The 19,042-nt window shown below is 42.4% G+C and carries 19 protein-coding genes and 2 riboswitches; of the genes, 14 read left to right on the forward strand and 5 right to left on the reverse strand.

Going from position 1 to position 19,042, the window contains the following annotated elements:
* The first annotated feature begins 3 nt into the window (after positions 1–3).
* Entirely contained in the window at positions 4–822 is an 819-nt protein-coding gene (locus AC1DOK_RS15195; RefSeq protein WP_477555146.1) for an SDR family oxidoreductase, read from the forward strand.
* Between the two features lie 91 nt (positions 823–913).
* On the opposite strand, the gene gcvPB is transcribed toward AC1DOK_RS15195, so the two are convergent.
* The 3 genes from gcvPB to gcvT all read right to left on the reverse strand — a co-directional run bounded on the left by gcvPB (position 914) and on the right by gcvT (position 4,950).
* Complete coding sequence (gene gcvPB, locus AC1DOK_RS15200; RefSeq protein ID WP_477555147.1) at positions 914–2,404, reverse strand: aminomethyl-transferring glycine dehydrogenase subunit GcvPB; 1,491 nt, start codon at positions 2,402–2,404, stop codon at positions 914–916.
* Positions 2,404–3,756 carry an aminomethyl-transferring glycine dehydrogenase subunit GcvPA gene (gene gcvPA, locus AC1DOK_RS15205; RefSeq protein ID WP_477555148.1) on the reverse strand — a complete coding sequence of 451 codons (1,353 nt, stop codon included), beginning with the start codon at positions 3,754–3,756 and terminating at the stop codon, positions 2,404–2,406. The genes gcvPB and gcvPA overlap by 1 nt, the downstream gene beginning before the upstream one ends.
* A gap of 87 nt (positions 3,757–3,843) precedes the next feature.
* Positions 3,844–4,950 (reverse strand): glycine cleavage system aminomethyltransferase GcvT, encoded by a 1,107-nt coding sequence (gene gcvT / locus AC1DOK_RS15210; RefSeq protein WP_477555288.1) that lies wholly within the window; start codon positions 4,948–4,950, stop codon positions 3,844–3,846.
* A 71-nt stretch (positions 4,951–5,021) separates the two neighbouring features.
* A riboswitch (glycine riboswitch) is annotated at positions 5,022–5,124 on the reverse strand.
* Between the two features lie 3 nt (positions 5,125–5,127).
* Positions 5,128–5,222: riboswitch (glycine riboswitch) on the reverse strand.
* 167 nt (positions 5,223–5,389) lie between these two features.
* On the opposite strand from gcvT, the gene gcvH reads away from it, so the two are divergent.
* The 9 genes from gcvH to AC1DOK_RS15255 all read left to right on the forward strand — a co-directional run bounded on the left by gcvH (position 5,390) and on the right by AC1DOK_RS15255 (position 13,843).
* A complete protein-coding gene (gcvH, locus tag AC1DOK_RS15215; protein WP_477555149.1) occupies positions 5,390–5,776 on the forward strand; it encodes a glycine cleavage system protein GcvH in 387 nt (128 codons plus the stop codon).
* Between the two features lie 105 nt (positions 5,777–5,881).
* A complete protein-coding gene (locus AC1DOK_RS15220) occupies positions 5,882–6,358 on the forward strand; it encodes an acyl-CoA thioesterase (protein WP_477555150.1) in 477 nt (158 codons plus the stop codon).
* A 212-nt stretch (positions 6,359–6,570) separates the two neighbouring features.
* The gene (locus AC1DOK_RS15225) at positions 6,571–7,665 is read left to right on the forward strand and encodes a sulfate ABC transporter substrate-binding protein (RefSeq protein ID WP_477555151.1); all 1,095 of its coding nucleotides are present in this window, start codon (positions 6,571–6,573) and stop codon (positions 7,663–7,665) included.
* Positions 7,655–8,500: a sulfate ABC transporter permease subunit CysT gene (gene cysT / locus AC1DOK_RS15230; RefSeq protein ID WP_477555152.1), complete on the forward strand. Its 846-nt coding sequence runs from the start codon at positions 7,655–7,657 to the stop codon at positions 8,498–8,500. Before AC1DOK_RS15225 ends, cysT begins: the two co-directional genes overlap by 11 nt.
* Before the next feature lie 26 nt (positions 8,501–8,526).
* Complete coding sequence (cysW, locus tag AC1DOK_RS15235) at positions 8,527–9,384, forward strand: sulfate ABC transporter permease subunit CysW (RefSeq protein ID WP_477555153.1); 858 nt, start codon at positions 8,527–8,529, stop codon at positions 9,382–9,384.
* 1 nt (position 9,385) lies between these two features.
* Positions 9,386–10,462 carry a sulfate/molybdate ABC transporter ATP-binding protein gene (locus AC1DOK_RS15240; RefSeq protein ID WP_477555154.1) on the forward strand — a complete coding sequence of 359 codons (1,077 nt, stop codon included), beginning with the start codon at positions 9,386–9,388 and terminating at the stop codon, positions 10,460–10,462.
* A 41-nt stretch (positions 10,463–10,503) separates the two neighbouring features.
* Positions 10,504–10,926 (forward strand): alpha/beta hydrolase family protein, encoded by a 423-nt coding sequence (locus AC1DOK_RS15245; protein WP_477555155.1) that lies wholly within the window; start codon positions 10,504–10,506, stop codon positions 10,924–10,926.
* Between the two features lie 92 nt (positions 10,927–11,018).
* Positions 11,019–11,972: a lysophospholipase gene (locus AC1DOK_RS15250; RefSeq protein ID WP_477555156.1), complete on the forward strand. Its 954-nt coding sequence runs from the start codon at positions 11,019–11,021 to the stop codon at positions 11,970–11,972.
* A gap of 185 nt (positions 11,973–12,157) precedes the next feature.
* A complete protein-coding gene (locus AC1DOK_RS15255; protein ID WP_477555157.1) occupies positions 12,158–13,843 on the forward strand; it encodes an AMP-binding protein in 1,686 nt (561 codons plus the stop codon).
* Between the two features lie 235 nt (positions 13,844–14,078).
* On the opposite strand, the gene AC1DOK_RS15260 is transcribed toward AC1DOK_RS15255, so the two are convergent.
* A complete protein-coding gene (locus AC1DOK_RS15260) occupies positions 14,079–14,312 on the reverse strand; it encodes a hypothetical protein (RefSeq protein WP_477555158.1) in 234 nt (77 codons plus the stop codon).
* A gap of 173 nt (positions 14,313–14,485) precedes the next feature.
* On the opposite strand from AC1DOK_RS15260, the gene AC1DOK_RS15265 reads away from it, so the two are divergent.
* The 4 genes from AC1DOK_RS15265 to AC1DOK_RS15280 all read left to right on the forward strand — a co-directional run bounded on the left by AC1DOK_RS15265 (position 14,486) and on the right by AC1DOK_RS15280 (position 17,742).
* Positions 14,486–15,031 (forward strand): chromate transporter, encoded by a 546-nt coding sequence (locus tag AC1DOK_RS15265; protein WP_477555159.1) that lies wholly within the window; start codon positions 14,486–14,488, stop codon positions 15,029–15,031.
* Between the two features lie 43 nt (positions 15,032–15,074).
* Complete coding sequence (gene ytxJ / locus AC1DOK_RS15270; protein WP_477555160.1) at positions 15,075–15,416, forward strand: bacillithiol system redox-active protein YtxJ; 342 nt, start codon at positions 15,075–15,077, stop codon at positions 15,414–15,416.
* Positions 15,417–15,419: 3 nt separating this feature from the next.
* A complete protein-coding gene (locus AC1DOK_RS15275; RefSeq protein WP_477555161.1) occupies positions 15,420–16,304 on the forward strand; it encodes a DMT family transporter in 885 nt (294 codons plus the stop codon).
* 151 nt (positions 16,305–16,455) lie between these two features.
* Positions 16,456–17,742, forward strand: coding sequence for an NCS2 family permease (locus tag AC1DOK_RS15280; RefSeq protein ID WP_477555162.1), 1,287 nt, complete (start codon positions 16,456–16,458; stop codon positions 17,740–17,742).
* Positions 17,743–17,827: 85 nt separating this feature from the next.
* On the opposite strand, the gene AC1DOK_RS15285 is transcribed toward AC1DOK_RS15280, so the two are convergent.
* A complete protein-coding gene (locus AC1DOK_RS15285; protein ID WP_477555163.1) occupies positions 17,828–19,000 on the reverse strand; it encodes a M20 family metallopeptidase in 1,173 nt (390 codons plus the stop codon).
* Positions 19,001–19,042: the final 42 nt, after the last annotated feature.

Raw genomic sequence — 19,042 nt, forward strand, 5'->3', positions numbered from 1 at the left:
CTAATGAAAACGATTCTTATCACTGGTTCTTCATCAGGAATTGGAAGAACTACAGTAAAACATTTTGCTGCAAGAGGTTGGAACGTAATAGCTACGATGCGGACACCTGATAAAGAAACTGAATTCAATCAGTCAACTAATATTTTGGTGCTTAAGCTTGATGTTGAGAAGAAAGATACGATTCAACAAGCGTTAGAGGAAGGGATTAAGCGGTTTGGTAAAATTGATGCTCTGCTCAATAATGCAGGATATGGAACAATGGGGATTCTGGAAGGAGCTAGCGATGAGCAAATCAGAAGACAATTTGAAGTGAACGTATTTGGACTGATCAACATGACGAAAGCGATTTTGCCACATTTCAGATCAAATAAAGAAGGCTTACTCATTAATATTTCGTCCATGGGAGGAAAAGTTACCTTCCCTACAATGTCACTTTATCATTCTTCTAAATTTGCGGTTGAAGGCTTTTCGGAATCTGTTTCCTATGAATTAGCATCACAAAACATCCAAGTAAAGTTGATTGAACCAGGAGCTATTAATACAGATTTTGGCGGAAGATCAATGGAGTTCTATTTTAATGAATCATTAACGGACTACAAGCAGTTTATGGGTGCATTTCTAGGTAAATTGAAGGTAATGGAACAAGATCCAGCGTATGCCTCAGCTCCAGAACTAGTCGCTGAAACGATCTATCAAGCGGCAACAGATGGTACAAGCCAGTTTCGATATGTCGTTGGAGAAGATGCCAAAATGCTCATCAATATGAAGGAAACCTCGGATGAAGAAGAGTATATGACGAATATAAGACAGCATTTTGCGTGAAAATAATTGATTCAATTAAGTAAGAAAAATGGATAGAGTATCAGATTGTTTCTGATGCTTCTATCCATTTTATTGTGTATAGCTATCTACATTAACCGCAGCTACAATTGAGCACAGGCTTACGGGCAGCAAGTGTTTCGTCAAGTCGGCTAACTACTGTTGAGTATGGTGCATTAATAACGAGTTCTGGGTTATCGATCGCTTCTTGAGCAATTTGAATCATGATATCGATGAATCCATCCAGTGTCTCTTTGCTTTCTGTTTCGGTCGGTTCGATCATGATACTCTCTTCAACATTGAGCGGGAAGTAAATTGTTGGCGGATGATAGCCAAAATCAAGTAATCTCTTCGCAATATCAAGTGTACGAACACCGTGCTCTTTCTGTCTGTTGCCTGACATAACGAACTCATGCTTACATGCACGATTGAACGGAACATCATAGTAAGGAGCTAGTCTTGCCATCATATAATTGGCATTCAGAACGGCGTATTCGGATACTTTGCGTAAGCCATCTGGACCTAGTGTGCGCATATAAGTATAAGCACGAACGAGTATACCGAAGTTGCCATAGAAGCTCTTTACTCGGCCGATAGACTCTGGGTAGTTATATTCAAAATAATATTGTCCAGCTTCGTTACGTTCGACCATTGGTGTTGGTAGGAACGGAATTAATAAGGATTTCACACCTACTGGGCCAGCTCCTGGACCACCGCCACCATGTGGTGTGCTCATCGTTTTGTGCAAATTAAGGTGAACGACATCAAAGCCCATATCACCTGGACGTGTAAGCCCCATAATGGCATTCGTATTCGCTCCATCGTAATAAAGCAGTCCGCCTGCTTCATGTACAACAGCTGCAATTTCAGTGATTTGTTCTTCAAATAAACCTAGCGTATTCGGATTTGTTAACATGAGTGCTGCTGTATCAGATCCGACTGCTTTCTTCAGTTCATCTATATTCACAAGTCCACGGTCGTTGGATTTAATGGTAACTGTCTCAAAGCCTGCAACAGTAGCACTAGCAGGATTGGTTCCATGGGCTGAGTCAGGAACGATTACCTTGGTCCGTTTATCTCCACGACTCTCGTGATAGGCCTTAATCATCATAAGTCCAGTCCATTCACCATGGGCGCCGGCTGCAGGCTGAAGTGTGACACGATCCATGCCTGTAAGTGCAGCAAGGTCTTGCTGTAAGTTATAGAGCAATTCAAGTGCACCTTGGATGGACTCTTCTGGTTGGTAAGGGTGGATCTTAGCAAAGCCAGGGAAACGAGCCACATCTTCATTAATTTTGGGATTGTATTTCATCGTACAAGAACCCAGCGGATAGAATCCGTTATCGATACCGAAGTTACGACGGGACAACGCTGTATAGTGACGAATGACATCCACTTCAGATACTTCAGGTAGCTCAGCAGGCTGTTGTCTTTGGAATTTCGCAGGAATGAGATCATTAAGCTGTTGCTCTGGAACATCACAAACAGGTAGGGAGTAGCCTACGCGGCCAGGGTGACTAAGCTCGAATATTAGCGCTTTATCGTGCTTAATTGCAGGAATAGATTCAGTAGCAAGCTGTGTCATTACACGAGCACCTCCAAGCATTCGATAAATTGATCAATTTCTTCTTTGGAACGTTGTTCAGTAACTGCAATCAGCATGTGCCCTGCAAGTTCAGGGAAAGCCTTATCTATTTGATAACCTCCGATGAAGCCTGATTGAAGTAATTTGGAATTCAATTGCTGTACGTCAGTTCCTTCTGGCAATTTAACGAGGAACTCATTAAAGAAGCTGCTTTCGTAAGCAAGTGATAGCTTATTTGAAGCTGCAATACGTGAAGCGGCATAGTGAGCCTTCTGTACGTTAAGCGTAGCAACTTCTTGGATTCCGCTCTTACCAAGCGTTGATAGGTACACAGACGCGCATAGAGCGAGAAGGGCTTGGTTCGAGCAGATGTTCGAAGTCGCCTTCTCACGGCGGATATGTTGTTCACGCGCTTGCAGCGTGAGAACAAATCCACGCTTGCCGCTGTGATCGACGGTTTGACCGACGATGCGCCCTGGCATACGGCGCATCCATTTGTCAGCGACGGCGAAGTAGCCGCAAGTTGGGCCCCCAAGCGAAGCTGGGATCCCTAGTGGCTGGCAATCGCCGACGACGATATCAGCGCCGAGCTTGCCCGGCGCTTCAAGCAGCCCTAGCGTGAGCGGATTCGCGCTTACGACAAGCAAGGCGCCCGCGTCATGCGCGAGCGGCTCGAATGCCGCTAGGTCTTCCAGTACGCCGAAGAAATTCGGCGACTGTACGATGACAGCGGCAGTGTCCGCGTCCAGCTTGGACGCGAGGTCGGCTGCGCTTGTGATGCCTTGCTCACAAGCGATCTCTACGACGTCGAGGCCAAGGCCTCTTGCCGACGTCGCCAAGATTTGGCGCGCTTCCGGATGGACAGCGCGGGAGACGAGCAGGCGCTTACGCTTTGTAGCGCCGCAAGCAAGTGCACCGGCCTCCGCAAGCGCCGTCGGCCCGTCGTACATCGAAGCATTCGCTACAGCCATACCTGTTAGTTCACAGATATAAGATTGAAATTCGAATATGGCTTGTAATTCACCTTGGCTGATTTCAGGCTGATAAGGTGTGTATGCTGTATAGAATTCAGAACGTGAAATTACATGATTAATAACTACTGGTAGATGGTGATCATAGATACCAGCTCCTAAGAAAGAAGCATATTGATCAAAATCAGCATTCTTACCAGATAATTTACGCATATAGCGTAGGAGTGCACCTTCATCAAGTGCTTCAGCTACGTTCAAACGTCCTTGGAACCTTACTTCTTCCGGAATATCTGCAAATAATTCGTCAATGGATTGAATGCCAATCGTTTCTAGCATTTGTTGTTCATCTTGCTCAGTCATCGGTAAATAACGATGTTTCATGTCGTAAGTTCTCCCCCTAGTTAAATAAATTCTAGTACATGCGGCCCTAGCATCTTTAAGCGTGGTACGACGAAAGAATAGGGATTTCTAACCTTTCGGACTTGATTTATAAAAAGGTGTTGCCACCACTTTAGCTCTAACCATTGAACCTCTAATCTCAACATCGACTTCTGTCTCCAGAGCAGAGTAGGAGGAGTCTAGTAAAGCAAGGCCAATATTCTTCTTAAGCGTTGGGGATTGCGTACCTGTTGTTACTTCACCAATCTGCTTGCCATCAGTGGAATAAACAGGGTAGTGGCTCCGCGGAATTCCGCGACCGATCATTTCAATGCCTACAAGCTTGCGAGGGATCCCATTTAACTTCTGCGCTGCTAGAGCTTCGCGTCCATTAAACTCAGCCTTGTCTAATTTAACAAAGAAGGAAAGCCCTGCTTCAAGCGGTGTAATGCTCTTAGATAATTCTTGCCCATAGAGTGGCAGTCTGGCTTCAAAACGAAGTGTATCCCGCGCTCCAAGTCCCACAGGGAGTAGACCATCAGGTTCTCCAGCTTCCAGAAGCTTCTTCCAGAGTGTAATTGCATCTGCTTCGTCAATATACATCTCAAAACCATCTTCACCGGTGTATCCAGTACGTGATACGAGTGCTTTCACACCTGCGATTTGCACATTCTCGTAAAAACGGAATGTTTTTAATTCGCTTAGAGGTGTATCCGTAAGCTTACTTAAAATTTGGATAGCATGAGGTCCTTGTAAAGCTAGTAAAGCAGTATCGTCTGAGATGTTGTTTAAGCGAACATCTCCTTGTAAATTTTCTTGCATCCATTCGATATCCTTATCGATGTTGGAGGCGTTAATAACAAGCATGTAAGCATCCTCACTCATGCGATAGACAAGTAGGTCATCAACAACACCGCCGTCTGGGTAGCACATGAGCGTATATTGACATTGACCATTATGCAGTTTTGATACATCGTTGGTAGTAAGCTGCTGCAAGTATGCAATGGAGTCACTACCTGAGACTAATACTTCCCCCATATGAGAAACGTCAAATAAACCAGCCTGCTCTCGAACTGCAGTATGCTCCTTCTGAATCCCAGCGAATTGAACAGGAAGCTCCCATCCACCAAAATCTATTACACGAGCATCGTAATCCGAGTAAATCGGAAATAGGGGCGTTCTTTTTAGCACCGGAATCACCTTCACTTTACTTTTTTTAGTCAATAAAAAAAGAGCAAAAAGCGCGCATGCGAGATGCGATCTTTTTGCCCTGTCCTTTGTACCTGAGAGTGTCCCTACGCACATGTTTAAATGCGTCAAGTTTCCCCATGGGTGTTTACTTGATCTGTTATCAAGCAAAGCTCTCCAGAGATGCGTCCTATACAAGTCCTTTTGCCTGAGAGATTCACCCGTTTTGGGGCTTACTCCTTCGGCGTTACGTTTGTCGTAATCTCTCCCTGTATGATCATCCGCAATATTTATTTGAATCTTATAAAAATTTTGTTGAACAAATAACTACTCTCTATATTTACGATTACCAGAACATTTTGTCAATACCTGAAACACATATAACTTGACTTTATTGTTTTATTTGATTTAACCTTATATCGAAATCACAAAACGGAGGCGGATTAAAATGAGTGAAGTATCATCAAAACTATTATACTCGAAAGAGCATGAATGGGTAGAAGTTTTATCGGATACAAAGGTTAGAATTGGAATTACAGATTTTGCTCAACATCAGCTTGGAGATATCGTATTTGTTGAATTGCCAGAAATTGGTGCGAAGGTTGCACAAGATGATAGTGTTGGAAGTGTGGAATCGGTTAAGACGGTTTCGGATATTTATTGCCCTGTAGGAGGCAAGATTGCAGCTGTTAACAGTGCGCTAGAAGATGCTCCTGAGCTAGTCAACAGCAGTCCTTATGGCGATGGCTGGATGATTGAGGTTGAATTGAGTGGCCCAGAAGCACTTGAAGGATTGCTTACGGCGGCTGAATATGAAGCTTTTACAAAAGGATAAGAATTGATACTATTCGCTACATAGTTTAATATGGAGTTAAGGCACATTTGGTGTTTACCTAATGTGTCTTAACTTTTTTTTTATGAAAGAAGGATAGCCTCAATTATGAACAACGAAGCCAAATCAGTCAGTCATTCAAGATCCGTTTATACGGATATTATATTGCCAGGACAGACCAATTATCATGGAACTGTTTTTGGTGGACAGTTACTTCAATCTGTTGATAAGGTTGCAACAATTGCAGCCATGCGTCATAGTCAACGTGGAGTCGTTACAGCTTCTTGTGAAGCTCAGTTTCTATGCCCAGTTGGACTTGGAGAAGCGATTGAGTTAACTGCATCCGTGATTTATACACATCGGTCATCCATGGAAATTCAAGTTATTGGACAAGTTGAAAATTTACACACAGGCGTTAAGAAAGAAGCACTAATTGTTTTATTAACTTTCGTTGGACTAGGTGAGAATGATAAACCGACACCAGTTCCAGCTGTTATTCCCGAAACGAAAGAGGAAGAACGTTTATTTAAGCTTGGCGAAGAACGGTATCAGGAGCGCAAGCGCAAACGCGCTGCTATGCAGTAGTTCTGAACTATAATGATTTCACTCCAATTCATACCTTGAAATGTTTTCAAAGGTGAATTGGAGTTTTTTAATTTGGATATGGAAAAATAGTCTAATTCATGCTAATATTATTCCGAGTAAACAGATGTGATAACTATAGTATTGTCCGTTTAGTAAGTGCCGACATAGGCTAATGCAATGGGGTCAATCGCCCAAACACACATAGGAAGGGTGTGCTTGCTATTCGGGTTCGTAAACGATACGTTAACTTTGGCGTGTGTGGTAAATATATTCTTTGTTTAATTGTATTCATTGTTTTAACCGCATGCGAGTTTAATTCAACCAATGGGCAAGGTTACCAGGATAAAGGTCAATCGAACCCAGATAAGCCTTCCAAATCCATAGAATTGATTCATGTTTCCTTTGATTCTACACGAGAATTATTTCGTGATGTGAACACCTCATTCGCTGCTGATTGGTTAGCCCAAACTGGGGAGAAGGTCACAGTTAGACAATCTCATGGTGGTTCTGGTAAGCAAGCTCGCACAGTCAATGACGGATTACAAGCAGATGTTGTGTCACTAGCCTTGTCGTATGATTTGGATCGCGTGAAATCTGCTGGTTTAGTGGATAAGGACTGGCGAACTAAATTTCCTACTGGTGCATCACCATTTACTTCGACAATCGTATTTCTTGTTCGTGAGGGAAATCCGAAGCAGATTCGAGACTGGGATGACTTAACAAAGCCAGGAATAAAGGTCATTACTCCAAATCCCAAAACGTCTGGTGGTGCAAGATGGAACTATATGGGTGCATGGGGGTATGCGCTGCAGACATCTAGCGGTGATGAAGCCAAAGCTAAAGAGTTTGTGACGAAGCTTTATCAGAATGTACCCATCTTAGGCTCGGGCGCTCGTGACTCCATGACCACATTCTTAGAGCAAGAGATTGGTGATGTACTTATCGCTTGGGAGAGTGAAGCCTTGATGGCTGTTCATGAGCCAGGAAGACATGTTGAAATGGTTGCACCATCAATTTCTGTTAGCGCAGAACCAGTTGCAGCTGTAGTAGATCAAGTGGTTGACAATAAGGGAACACGTAAGGCTGCAGAAGCTTATTTGAATTACATGTATACCGAAAAAGTGCAACGGATTGCAGCTGAACATTATTTTCGCCCTCGCATGACTGGTGTTGCAGCAGAATATGTAAGTCAGTTTCCAACAATTAAGCTATTCTCTTTAGATGAACCTGATTATGGTGGCTGGGATAAGGTGCAGAAGAAGCATTTTGCAGACGGGGGCATATTTGATGAGATCTATGAAAACTAAGATTTCTGGCAGAGGGTCTAAGAAATCAATTTTGCCCGGCTTCGGATTATCGATGGGCTTTTCGATTACTTATCTTAGCTTATTCGTTCTGTTACCACTCGCTGCGATTTTTATCTATGCAGCAGGACTTACTTGGCATGAGTTTTGGAAAATTGCGACGACAGATCGAGTGCTTGCTTCGTATGCATTAAGCTTTGGGACTTCTTTCATTGCGGCAGTAATTAATGTCGTGTTTGGCTTTATCGTAGCGTGGGTCCTAACGCGTTATTCTTTCCCTGGTAAACGAATTATCGATGCATTAATCGATTTGCCATTTGCACTCCCTACAGCTGTTGCTGGCATTGCACTGACAACACTCTATGCACACAAAGGCTGGTTAGGTAGTTTTCTGGAGCCACTAGGTATTCAAGTTGCCTATGCACCTCTTGGGATTATCGTAGCCTTAACTTTTATAGGACTCCCGTTTGTTGTAAGAACTGTTCAACCTATTCTGCAAGAGCTTGATCCCGAAACGGAAGAAGCAGCTGCAAGTCTAGGAGCATCTAGGATACGTGTATTTATCCGAGTGCTATTACCTGAGTTATTTCCTGTTCTGTTAACAGGGTTTGCTCTTGCGTTTGCAAGGGGAGTTGGAGAGTATGGCTCCATCGTGTTTATCTCAGGAAATATGCCCATGCATACAGAAATTGCTCCGCTGCTTATCATGACAAAGCTCGAACAGTTTGATTTTGCAGGTGCAACAGCTATTTCGATTGTCATGCTCGTTGTATCCTTTGTCTTACTCCTGTTGACGAATTATATGCAAAGACGTGCGAGCAAGCGTCTAACAAACTAAAGGCCTAATGGTATGGAGGTGAAGCTATGGCGATCGCTCGCCCTATTCAAAAGGATCGCAACTTAGGCAAATGGGTTCTATTTGTAATTGCAGGTATGTTCCTGCTTGTCATGCTCATATTGCCGCTTCTAATGGTGTTTACGCAAGCATTATCGCAAGGAATAGGCATATTCTTCGACGCTTTGATCGATGAGAATGCTTGGGAAGCCATTAAATTAACGTTTAAGATTGCGGTCATAACAGTCCCGCTTAATGCATTGTTTGGTATCGCTGTGGCTTGGTCTTTATCTAAGTTCAGATTTCGTGGCAAAAGCTTGTTAATGACACTAATCGACCTGCCTCTTGCGGTATCACCCGTCATTGCTGGATTCGCTATTGTCTTATTATTCGGAATAAGGGGATGGTTTGGGCCTTGGTTAACAGCGCATGGTATCCAGATTATTTTTGCACTTCCAGGAATGGTTCTTGCTACTATATTTGTGACAGTTCCGCTCGTGGCAAGGGAATTAGTTCCTTTGATGCAGTCGCAAGGTACACAGGAGGAAGAGGTTGCTGCAACGCTTGGAGCGAAGGGGTGGCGAATTTTCTGGAAAGTAACATTGCCGAACATCAAATGGGGATTAATTTATGGGATATTACTGTGTAATGCAAGAGCGATAGGTGAGTTTGGCGCTGTCTCAGTTGTTTCCGGACATATTCAGGGACTAACGAATACAGTCCCCTTGCATATTCAGATTTTGTACAATGAGTATCAGTATACTGCCTCGTTTGCGATCGCTTCTCTGCTAGTTTTATTTGCAGTTATGACGATGATGATCAAAAGCTTGGTTGAATGGAAAGCTGAGCGAACGCAGCAATTACTGAAAGAAAGCGGGGAACTTTAGGATGCATATCGAAGTTCGTGGTCTTACGAAGCAGTTCGGTACCCACTTAGCAGCTAATCAGGTGTCTTTTGAGATTAATAATGGAAAATTAATAGGATTTCTGGGTCCAAGTGGTGGTGGTAAGACAACAATTCTCCGCATATTAGCTGGACTTGAACATCCAGATGAGGGTGAAATATTTTTTGATGGTATACGGGTAAATGATTTGACGCCTCAGCAGCGACATATTGGATTCGTTTTTCAGAATTATGCCTTGTTTAAGCATATGACAGTGAAGGAGAATATCGCCTTTGGACTTCGGGTTCAGAAGCGTTCCAAGGAGCAAATAAATAAACGGGTGAATGAGTTATTAGATTTAACGGGGCTAACAGGCCTAGATCATCGATTACCCTTACAGTTATCAGGTGGTCAAAGGCAGCGGGTTGCGTTCGCTAGAGCTTTAGCACCAGAACCACAGCTGCTGTTACTTGACGAACCATTCGCTGCAATTGATGCAAAGGTACGAAAGGAACTAAGAGGCTGGCTGAAAGAAACAATCGATCGACTTGGCATTACGACGATATTCGTCACGCATGATCAAGATGAGGCTGTTGAAGTAGCTGATGAAATTATGATTATTAATAAGGGTCAAATTGAACAGAAGGGTGCTCCATATGTAATCTATAAATACCCGGAGACGCCATTTGTTGCGGAATTTATTGGTGAAACGAGTATTCTGCAGGATGTATCATCCCTACGAGGATTTGACAGTATAAGTGATCAGGGTCAAGCGATCGTAAGACCAGAGTTCGTTGAAATTGGCTATGAGCATGAAATTTCACATCTAGCAGCTACTGAAAGTGGAATTGTTCGCAATGTAACCTTTCGTGGCCATAGCTGGCAGGTCGAAGTGGAGGTATGTGGGCTAAGCCTGGTCGCATATCGAACACTAGAACGAGAAACGCCTAAGTTAGGAGATCGCATTCAGGTGCTGATTCATAGATTGTATGTATTTAATCAGCAGGAATCTTATGCTGTTGAGAATAACATGAAAGAGCAGAGTGGCGATATCGCTTGGAAACTCGTAAACACTAGATAGAATTTAGAAGAGAGCATTCATATACAAAAGGGGTTCATACAATGGAACAATCAATGATTATTCATACATCGCAAGTAGATTTAGCCGCAACATTTCATGAGCCTGATGAAGGAGTTAACAAAGAGCTACTCATGTGTGATGGTTCGTGGCCGATTATCATTATCTGCCACGGATTCATCGGCTCTCGTGTTGGGGTAAATCGATTATTCGTCAAAGCAGCGCGCCATTTGAGCGCGCTTGGCTTCATGGTTCTTCGATTTGATTACGGTGGATGTGGAGAGAGTACTGGCGATTATGGAATGAGTGGAATGGACGAGCTAATTACCCAAACACGCAGTATACTGGACTATGTAACAAGCATTGACGGTGTCGATCCGAATCGCATCTCATTTTTCAAGCAGATCACACATTTTCCTCACAAGCGGCTGTCGGTGAATTACTGCAAGTTACAGGCGATTGGTTGATGAAGGCAAAAGGATCGAATGATGAATGGTGTAGTTGGAACATATAATTTTCTTTCGGTATAATACATATAGCATAAGAAAGGAGGAACAACTTGAGAACAGATACATTTACCCTAACCGATCCTCAAAAAGTTCAAATTCATGTCCAGCGCTGGACGCCAGATCACTTGGAGCCATCAGATTATCGCGGGATCGTACAGATCGCTCATGGTATGGGAGAATATGCGGCACGTTATACAAGGCTTGCAGAAGCTTTAACAACAGCAGGATATGTTGTATATGCGAATGATCATCGTGGGCATGGACATACAGCCTCTGAAGAAGATAAAGGGTACATCGGTGCGGATGGATTTAACTGGATGGTACGTAACCTAGCAATGGTGACGGATATCATTCGAGAAGAAATGCCAGCCTCACTACCTTTATTTTTGATGGGTCATTCCATGGGTTCCTTTATGACGCAAAAATACATGTACATGTTTCCTGGGAAGGTAGACGGTATCGTCCTATCTGGAACGAATGGAAAGCAAGGGCCCGAGCTTATCATCGGTCATCTTATAGCAAGTAGCCAAGCTTCCAAACGCGGTGATCGCTATTACAGTAAACTGCTCTATCGTCTAACATTCGGTGACTATAATCGTAAATTTAAACCGATTCGGACAAAAGCAGACTGGATTAGCCATGATGAAGTGGAAGTTGATGCTTATTTAGCAGACCCCATGATCATTCACAGCTTTACAGCAGGTTTTTATCGTGATTTTCTGCAATCTCTTAGAGAAATTCATAAGACTGAGAATATGGACATCATACCTGTAGATTTACCGATTTACATATTTGGTGGGGATCGAGATCCTGTTGGTAATATGGGCAAAGGAATACCGAACTTAGTAGAGCTTTATAGGAAAATTGGATTAAAACATGTTCAATATAAGCTGTATTCTGGCGGGAGACACGAGATGTTGAATGAAATTAATCGTGGGGAAGTTACTCAGGATTTAATTGCTTGGTTAGACAGTCAGACCCTTAAACAGACCCCAAATCAATAAACGATGTCGCCGGATTCTAGAACCGGCGATTTCTTTTTAATAAATATTTTCATAATTTTGTAAATAACAGGTTTATTTGGATTAACAGCGAAATAAATAGAGAGTATCTGAATGCATAAAGTAAATAGACTACTGGAGTTAAACACATTCTGTAAAGATCTTGATTGAGAAGGGGATGAACAATCATGACTACGGAAATGACTTGGCACAAGTGGTATCCAGAAGAAATTACTCCGCATATCGATTACCCTAGACATAACCTCGCTGAAATTCTGGTCAAATCGGCTAAACTAAATCCTGACCAGATCGCTATGTATTTTATGGGCAAGAAAATTACTTATGGACAATTGTTAGAACAAAGCTATCGATTTGCTAACGCCTTGTATGGATTAGGTATTCGCAAAGGAGATCGAGTCGGTCTCATGCTACCGAATTGTCCGCATTCTGTAATTGCGTATTACGGGGCTTTGATGATCGGGGCCATTGTTGTGCAGACGAATCCGCTGTATACAGAGAGAGAGTTGCAGTTACAAACGGCCGATTCTGGGGCTATCGTTATGATTACGCTTGATATTCTTCATCACAAAGTGCTTGCTGTTAAAGCAAATACGGATCTTAGACATATCATTGTGGGATCGATCAAGGATTACTTACCTTTTCCCAAAAGCGTGCTTTATCCTGTTGTTGCCAAAAAAGATGGGTATAATCTGAATGTAAATTACTCGGATCAAATCCTTAGCTTCAGAACGCTACTGCAATCCGCTTCGAGTAAGCCGATTTGTGTAGAAGTAGATGCTGAGAATGAATTGGCATTATTGCAATATACAGGCGGTACAACAGGTGTTTCCAAAGGAGTAATGTTGACGCATTACAACTTAGTCAGCAATACAATCCAAAGTTCGCGTTGGTGTTATAACACGGAGAAAGGGAAGGAACGATATTTGGCAACCCTACCTTTCTTTCATGTTTTTGGAATGACGTTACTTATGAATATGGCCATTCTACGTGGGGATTCCTTGATTCTATTGCCAAAGTTTGAAGTCGAGACAGTGTTGAAAACGATTTCATCCATGAAAGCAACTATTTTTCCTGGGGCTCCGACGATGTATATTGCTTTAATTAATCATCCGCGAATTCGCGAGTATGATTTATCTTCGATTAAAGTTTGTGTATCAGGTGCAGCCCCGCTTCCACTAGAGGTTCAAGAAACCTTCGAGGCACTAACCGGTGGTAAACTGATTGAAGGCTATGGTTTGACGGAAACCTCTCCAGTTACTCACGCTAATTTAGTTTGGGGACATCGCAAAATTGGAACTGTAGGTATTCCATATCCTGATACTGAGGCTAAAGTTGTAAATTCAGATACTGGTGTTGAGGTGCCACTAGGAGAGATAGGTGAAGTCATTGTTCGAGGTCCACAGGTGATGGTGGGCTATTGGAATAGACCGCAAGAAACCTATAAGGCATTACGAGATGGGTGGCTATATACGGGGGATTTAGGCAAAATGGATGAAGATGGATTCTTCTCGATTGTTGATCGAAAGAAGGATCTCATTATTGCAAGTGGTTTTAACGTATACCCTAGGGAAATTGAAGAAGTATTGTTTGAACATCCAGCGATCAAGGAAGCTGTTGCAGTTGGCGTCCCTGACGAATATCGGGGTGAAACCGTCAAAGCCTATATCGTGTTTAAAGAAGGACAAACAACAAATCAAGAGGAGCTTAACCTCTGGTGCAGAGAGCGCCTTGCTGCATTTAAAGTACCGCGGATTTATGAATTTCGTGACTCACTGCCAAAGTCTATGATCGGCAAAGTCCTTAGACGTAAGCTACTCGAAGAAGAGCAGGATAAAAACAAGATTGTAAGTTAGTATTCTGCCTCTGAATCATAATCAGTGCTTGCTCAAGACAGAACCATATGCAGAACGTAGAGGAGGGGACGGAATTGTCCTGGAGAAGTGAATCGTTCGCCTTTGCCACCGGATTTCTACCGCTATAAGCGGTATACGATCAAGAAATCTGGGGGCAACAGCGATCGTAAGGACAATCCGTCCACGTAGCGGTCATCTATCGGCACCATTACAATTTTTCAAGTACTGATGTTGGTTATTTGTCCTTGGGATTCACTCTTGACATATATTCGTCGTAACGGTCATCCACTTCTTTTGCAATTGAACGGATGATTTTCGTTTCTTCAACAATCGGATCATGCTTAGCTATATGTCGAATTTCATACTTGGGACTTAGTTGTCTGATTGCATCCAGCTCGAGATTATTCTTCTTTATCTCTTCTTCATTCAATGTATCAGCAAGCTGTTGTTCGATGTTCTTCTTATCCACATAAAACACCTCCCTTGTTCTATTATGATACCAAATACTTGGCTGTACTTGTATGTTTTGCCGTTTGTAGGTAATCTTATCCCTTAAGAGAAATTCTCATATTGTAGAAAAGAACTCGGATGGTGTATTCTAATAAGGATAGTCTAAAAGAAAGTTGAGATAAGTACATTTTGATGAAGCTATGGGAATTATTCGTTGGATTTGGTCGTTCGACAATGCTTGGATTTGGTGGAGGTCCTTCCATTATTCCGCTGTATCAGCATGAAGCTGTTGAACAGTATCAATGGCTGACCAAGGACGAGTTTGGGCAAGCTCTTGCTTTTGCCAATGCGATGCCGGGACCAATTGCTACTAAGTTGTCTGCTTATATTGGTTATAAAGTTGCAGGATGGTTAGGTGCAGCTGTTGCGATTGGAGCCGTCGTATTGCCAACTGCATTACTCATGATTGCACTAGTTTTTGCTATGAATAAACTACAGAATAACCCTGTTATCAAAGGAATGATAAGAGGCATCCAACCGGTGATTTTTGTCATGTTTGCAATGCTTGCATTTGATTATGCTAAGTATGTGTTTGGACCAACAAGCGGGGATGTTATTGCTTTTATTCCATTTGTTATAGCTGCTGTCTATTTTATACTTGTGCAATATACTGGGGTAAGCGTTGTGTGGGGAATCATAGGTGCTTTGATCGCTGGTGCAATTTTTCTAAGACCATAACACAAAAGTTATATCAAGGATATTACGGAGAGGGGTAAGGAACATGGCAACATGGAAAGAACTACATACTGTAGAAGAATGGCAAGAGGTGTTTGAACAATCACAAAATACAGGCGTTGTTGTGCTTAAGCATAGTACGACATGTCCAGTATCTGCTTCGGCTTTAGAAGAGTATGAGGAGTACTTGGAGAATAAGCCGAATGAGAAAGTAAACTATTATTTGGTGAAGGTAATTGAATCAAGACCTGTATCTAATCAAATTGCAGAGGATTTGAACGTGAAGCACGCATCTCCTCAAATCATCTACATCAAAAATAAATACCCTGAATGGAATTCATCTCATTGGTCAGTCACTGCTAAACATATAGCTGCTGTATTGGATTAGTAGATGGAACGTACACTAACAACAACAACAATACGCTATCCCGTATCTGTTCTATTGTTCATTGGGATCGCTGCAATTTCATTCTCAGCTATATTGGTTAAGTGGTCGGCAGCACCAACATCTATTGTTGCTTCACATCGCTTACTCATTACGGTACTGTTAATGTCCCCATTCTTAATTAAATATTGGCCTGAAATGAAGAGAATTACGACAAAATCCTACATTAAATTAGTGTGGTCGGGGATATGCCTTGGACTGCACTTTTTATTGTGGATGGCTTCTTTGCGGTATACATCAGTTGCCTCATCGACAGCGATTCTCACATTAGAACCTGTAGTCGTTATGCTTGGTTCTTATCTAGTGTTCCGTCATAAGACAAGTAGCGGCGCACTTATTGCTATGTTCATCGCGATCATAGGGGCTATGATGATTGGATGGGGAGATTTTCGTTTTTCGGGGGATGCTTTGTTAGGCGATTTCTTATCGTTTCTAGGTATGATCGCGGTTGCTATACATATGATTCTGGGGCAAGGTTTACGTACTCACATATCAGCCTTCGTCTATTCTTGGTGGGTCTTCTTGATCGGTGGGATCGTTCTATTAATCTATAATCTAATTGCAGGGTATTCGCTATGGAATTATGGACCTTCAGAATGGGTACTATTCCTTCTATTAGCCATTATACCGACGTTATTCGGTCATCTTCTGTTTAATTGGTTGCTTAAATATATGCAAGCTACAACTGTATCCATGAGTGTAATCGGAGAACCGCTCGGAGCAACAATCCTAGCCTATTATCTGCTCGGAGAGACAATAACTTGGATTCAATTTGCAGCTGGTATTCTATTATTAATTGGCGTAGGTCTATTTATTAGACAAGAGAAATAGCCAGATTCTATTCGGATGAATCTAGAGATGTGAATATTCTGATTTTCCTTATTTAGATGCAGAATTTACATGATTCTGTTATAATTGCGTCATAACGGCTATAAGCGCTGTTAGGGTGGGTGAGGGGCTGTAAACAGAAGGTTTGCGATAGATGATGAATCGGTTTTTTGGATTAAAAGAACATAATACTAATGTGAAACAAGAATTTATTGCTGGATGTGTTGCTTTTATTACGGTTATATATATAGTCGTAGTGAATGCTTCGATACTTGCTGATGCTGGAGTTCCTTTTGAAGCTGGAATTATAGCAACTGCTTTAACGGCTTTTGTAGGCTCTTTAATCATGGGTCTTTGGGCGAATAGTCCAATCCTTATCGTACCGGGAATGGGAGTGAACGCCCTTTTTTCGTATACGATTGTGCAAGGGATGGGTCTTAGCTGGCAAGAAGCTTTGGCCGCGGTGTTCGTTTCAGGTATACTCTTCATGATTATTGCGTTTACATCGTTATCACAACTTATTCAGAAAGCGATACCGAATTCGATAAAAGAAGCAATAACAGCAGGTATTGGTCTGTTTATTGCCTTTATCGGTTTACAAAAAGGCGGAATCGTCGTAGCAAGTTCAACGACTTTAGTCGCGATCGGTGATTTCGGTAATGTCCAGGTTCTTCTCACTGTCGTAACGCTGATAGTAACACTAGTTCTATTTGTGCGTAATGTTCCAGGTAATTTGTTGATCGGAATTATGTTTGGGACCTTTTTAGCTGCAATATTCGGCCAAATTGACAAGTCAAACTCGGTTGCGTCGAGTCACTTCATTGATTCCTTGGATGTAATTGGTGCAATGTCATTTAGTAGTGTTTCTTCCATTATATTTTGGATCGCGACATTCTCAATTGTACTGGTACTCGTTTTTGAGAACATGGGGCTGATTCACGGGCAGTTAGATATGCTGAAACAACCGCAGAAGTTTAACCGTTCGTTACAAGCAAGTTCGGCATCCGTCGTTATTTCTGGACTTTTGGGTAGTAGCCCTGGTGTTCCTGCTGTTGAGAGTACAGCTGGAATCTCAGCTGGAGGTAGAACGGGTCTTACGGCAGTAACGACAGGATTTTTATTCTTGATATCGCTGTTTTTTATTCCATTTATTAAAATGATACCAGACACTGCAATTGCGCCTGTCCTCATTCTAGTGGGCGGACTCATGATTCAAAGTGTCAAGAGCATTCCTTTTAGTGATTTCACAGAAGGTTTTCCTGCCTTTTTGGTTATCGCTACTATTCCGCTGACATCTAGCATTGTAGACGGTATTGCATTTGGTTTCATTGCGTATCCGATATTAAAAGTAGCTACAGGCAAATGGAAGCAAGTAGGCATTCCGTTGTTTGTAATTGCAGTACTATTCCTATTGAATTTTGTATTTCACGCAATAGGCTAATATAAAAGCGTCGTTACTAAAGGGGACTCACTCTTGGTAACGACGCTTTTTTTGGGACACGAGAATGATTATATTAGCTTACTGCCTAGTTAGCTTTGCTCTTCAATATAAATTCGGACTTGATGGTATCAAGTAAACCTGGCTCAGTAATGACATCGTATGCGGTTGATGCAAGCATCTTAGCGGAGAACACCATCGCATCGAGTGCACGGTCTAACATAGCCAAATCACGGAACTCGTTTGTATGGAGCTGATGTCTAGCATCAATTACTTTCATAAATGGATGGATCGTCGGGCAGTGAATGGAAACATTGCCAAGATCGAGCGAACCATGATCTTTGCCCACTTCGATCTCATCTTCTTTGATACCTGCTGCAAACAGATTACGGTTAAAAGTATCGGATAATGCTCGATTAGTCAGCAATTCATCGTACGAATATTCATAGTTACTTGTCTTAAGTGTACAGCCGGTCTGAAGAGCTGCTCCTTCTGCACATAAAAGTACCTTACGTACTGTTTCATCTGTATACATGCGAGACGCGGAACGGACATAGAATTGTGCGACAGCATAATCTGGGATGATATTCGCAGCTTTGCCGCCTTCTGTAATAATACCATGGATACGTGTATCGCTTTTAAGCTGTTGTCTTAATGCATTAATTGAATTAAAGAGCTGTAGAACGGCATCTAACGCGTTAACCCCTTCGTATGGACTAGCCGCGGCATGCGCAGGTTTACCGAAATATTCAATCTGAATAGCGTCCATCGCGAGAGATTCACCAGACTGCTCGTAAGTGTAGTAGGGGTGAGCCATAAGTGCAGCATCAACATCATTGAACAGCCCTGCAGCTGCCATAGGGACTTTAGCCCCCTTGGTTTCTTCGGCAGGTGTTCCATATACTCGAATGGTACCACCTATTTCATCTATGACGGATTTCAGACCAACAGCTGCGCCTATGCTCATCATACAAATTAAATGGTGACCGCAGGCATGACCAAGCTCAGGCAGTGCATCAAATTCGGCAAGAAAAGCAATCGTCGGTCCTGGCTTAGCAGACTTATATGTAGCGAGGAATGCAGTCGGAATATCGAGCACAGCTCGTTCCACCTTGAAGCCATGATATTCAAGTTCATTTGTTAATCGTTCAAAAGCAAGAAATTCTTCATGTCCAAGTTCAGGGTTCTCACCGATAAATCTTGAGATGTCTTTGAATCGTTCGGCATGGGTATCTATTGTTTGGAGAATAGTTTGTTTCATAACTTGGTAACTCCTTCGCTTAAATGATTTGATTTCGTTATA

This window comes from Paenibacillus sp. P5_B5 (assembly GCF_056400365.1).

Excerpts from the sequence above, each read along its gene's own strand:
- AC1DOK_RS15195 (WP_477555146.1), top strand. The coding sequence starts at position 4 with ATGAAAACGATTCTTATCACTGGTTCTTCATCAGGAATTGGAAGAACT.
- gcvPB (WP_477555147.1), bottom strand. The coding sequence starts at position 2,404 with ATGACACAGCTTGCTACTGAATCTATTCCTGCAATTAAGCACGATAAA.
- gcvPA (WP_477555148.1), bottom strand. The coding sequence starts at position 3,756 with ATGAAACATCGTTATTTACCGATGACTGAGCAAGATGAACAACAAATG.
- gcvH (WP_477555149.1), top strand. The coding sequence starts at position 5,390 with ATGAGTGAAGTATCATCAAAACTATTATACTCGAAAGAGCATGAATGG.
- AC1DOK_RS15220 (WP_477555150.1), top strand. The coding sequence starts at position 5,882 with ATGAACAACGAAGCCAAATCAGTCAGTCATTCAAGATCCGTTTATACG.
- cysT (WP_477555152.1), top strand. The coding sequence starts at position 7,655 with ATGAAAACTAAGATTTCTGGCAGAGGGTCTAAGAAATCAATTTTGCCC.
- cysW (WP_477555153.1), top strand. The coding sequence starts at position 8,527 with ATGGCGATCGCTCGCCCTATTCAAAAGGATCGCAACTTAGGCAAATGG.
- AC1DOK_RS15240 (WP_477555154.1), top strand. The coding sequence starts at position 9,386 with ATGCATATCGAAGTTCGTGGTCTTACGAAGCAGTTCGGTACCCACTTA.
- AC1DOK_RS15245 (WP_477555155.1), top strand. The coding sequence starts at position 10,504 with ATGGAACAATCAATGATTATTCATACATCGCAAGTAGATTTAGCCGCA.
- AC1DOK_RS15255 (WP_477555157.1), top strand. The coding sequence starts at position 12,158 with ATGACTACGGAAATGACTTGGCACAAGTGGTATCCAGAAGAAATTACT.
- AC1DOK_RS15265 (WP_477555159.1), top strand. The coding sequence starts at position 14,486 with ATGAAGCTATGGGAATTATTCGTTGGATTTGGTCGTTCGACAATGCTT.
- ytxJ (WP_477555160.1), top strand. The coding sequence starts at position 15,075 with ATGGCAACATGGAAAGAACTACATACTGTAGAAGAATGGCAAGAGGTG.
- AC1DOK_RS15275 (WP_477555161.1), top strand. The coding sequence starts at position 15,420 with ATGGAACGTACACTAACAACAACAACAATACGCTATCCCGTATCTGTT.
- AC1DOK_RS15280 (WP_477555162.1), top strand. The coding sequence starts at position 16,456 with ATGATGAATCGGTTTTTTGGATTAAAAGAACATAATACTAATGTGAAA.
- AC1DOK_RS15285 (WP_477555163.1), bottom strand. The coding sequence starts at position 19,000 with ATGAAACAAACTATTCTCCAAACAATAGATACCCATGCCGAACGATTC.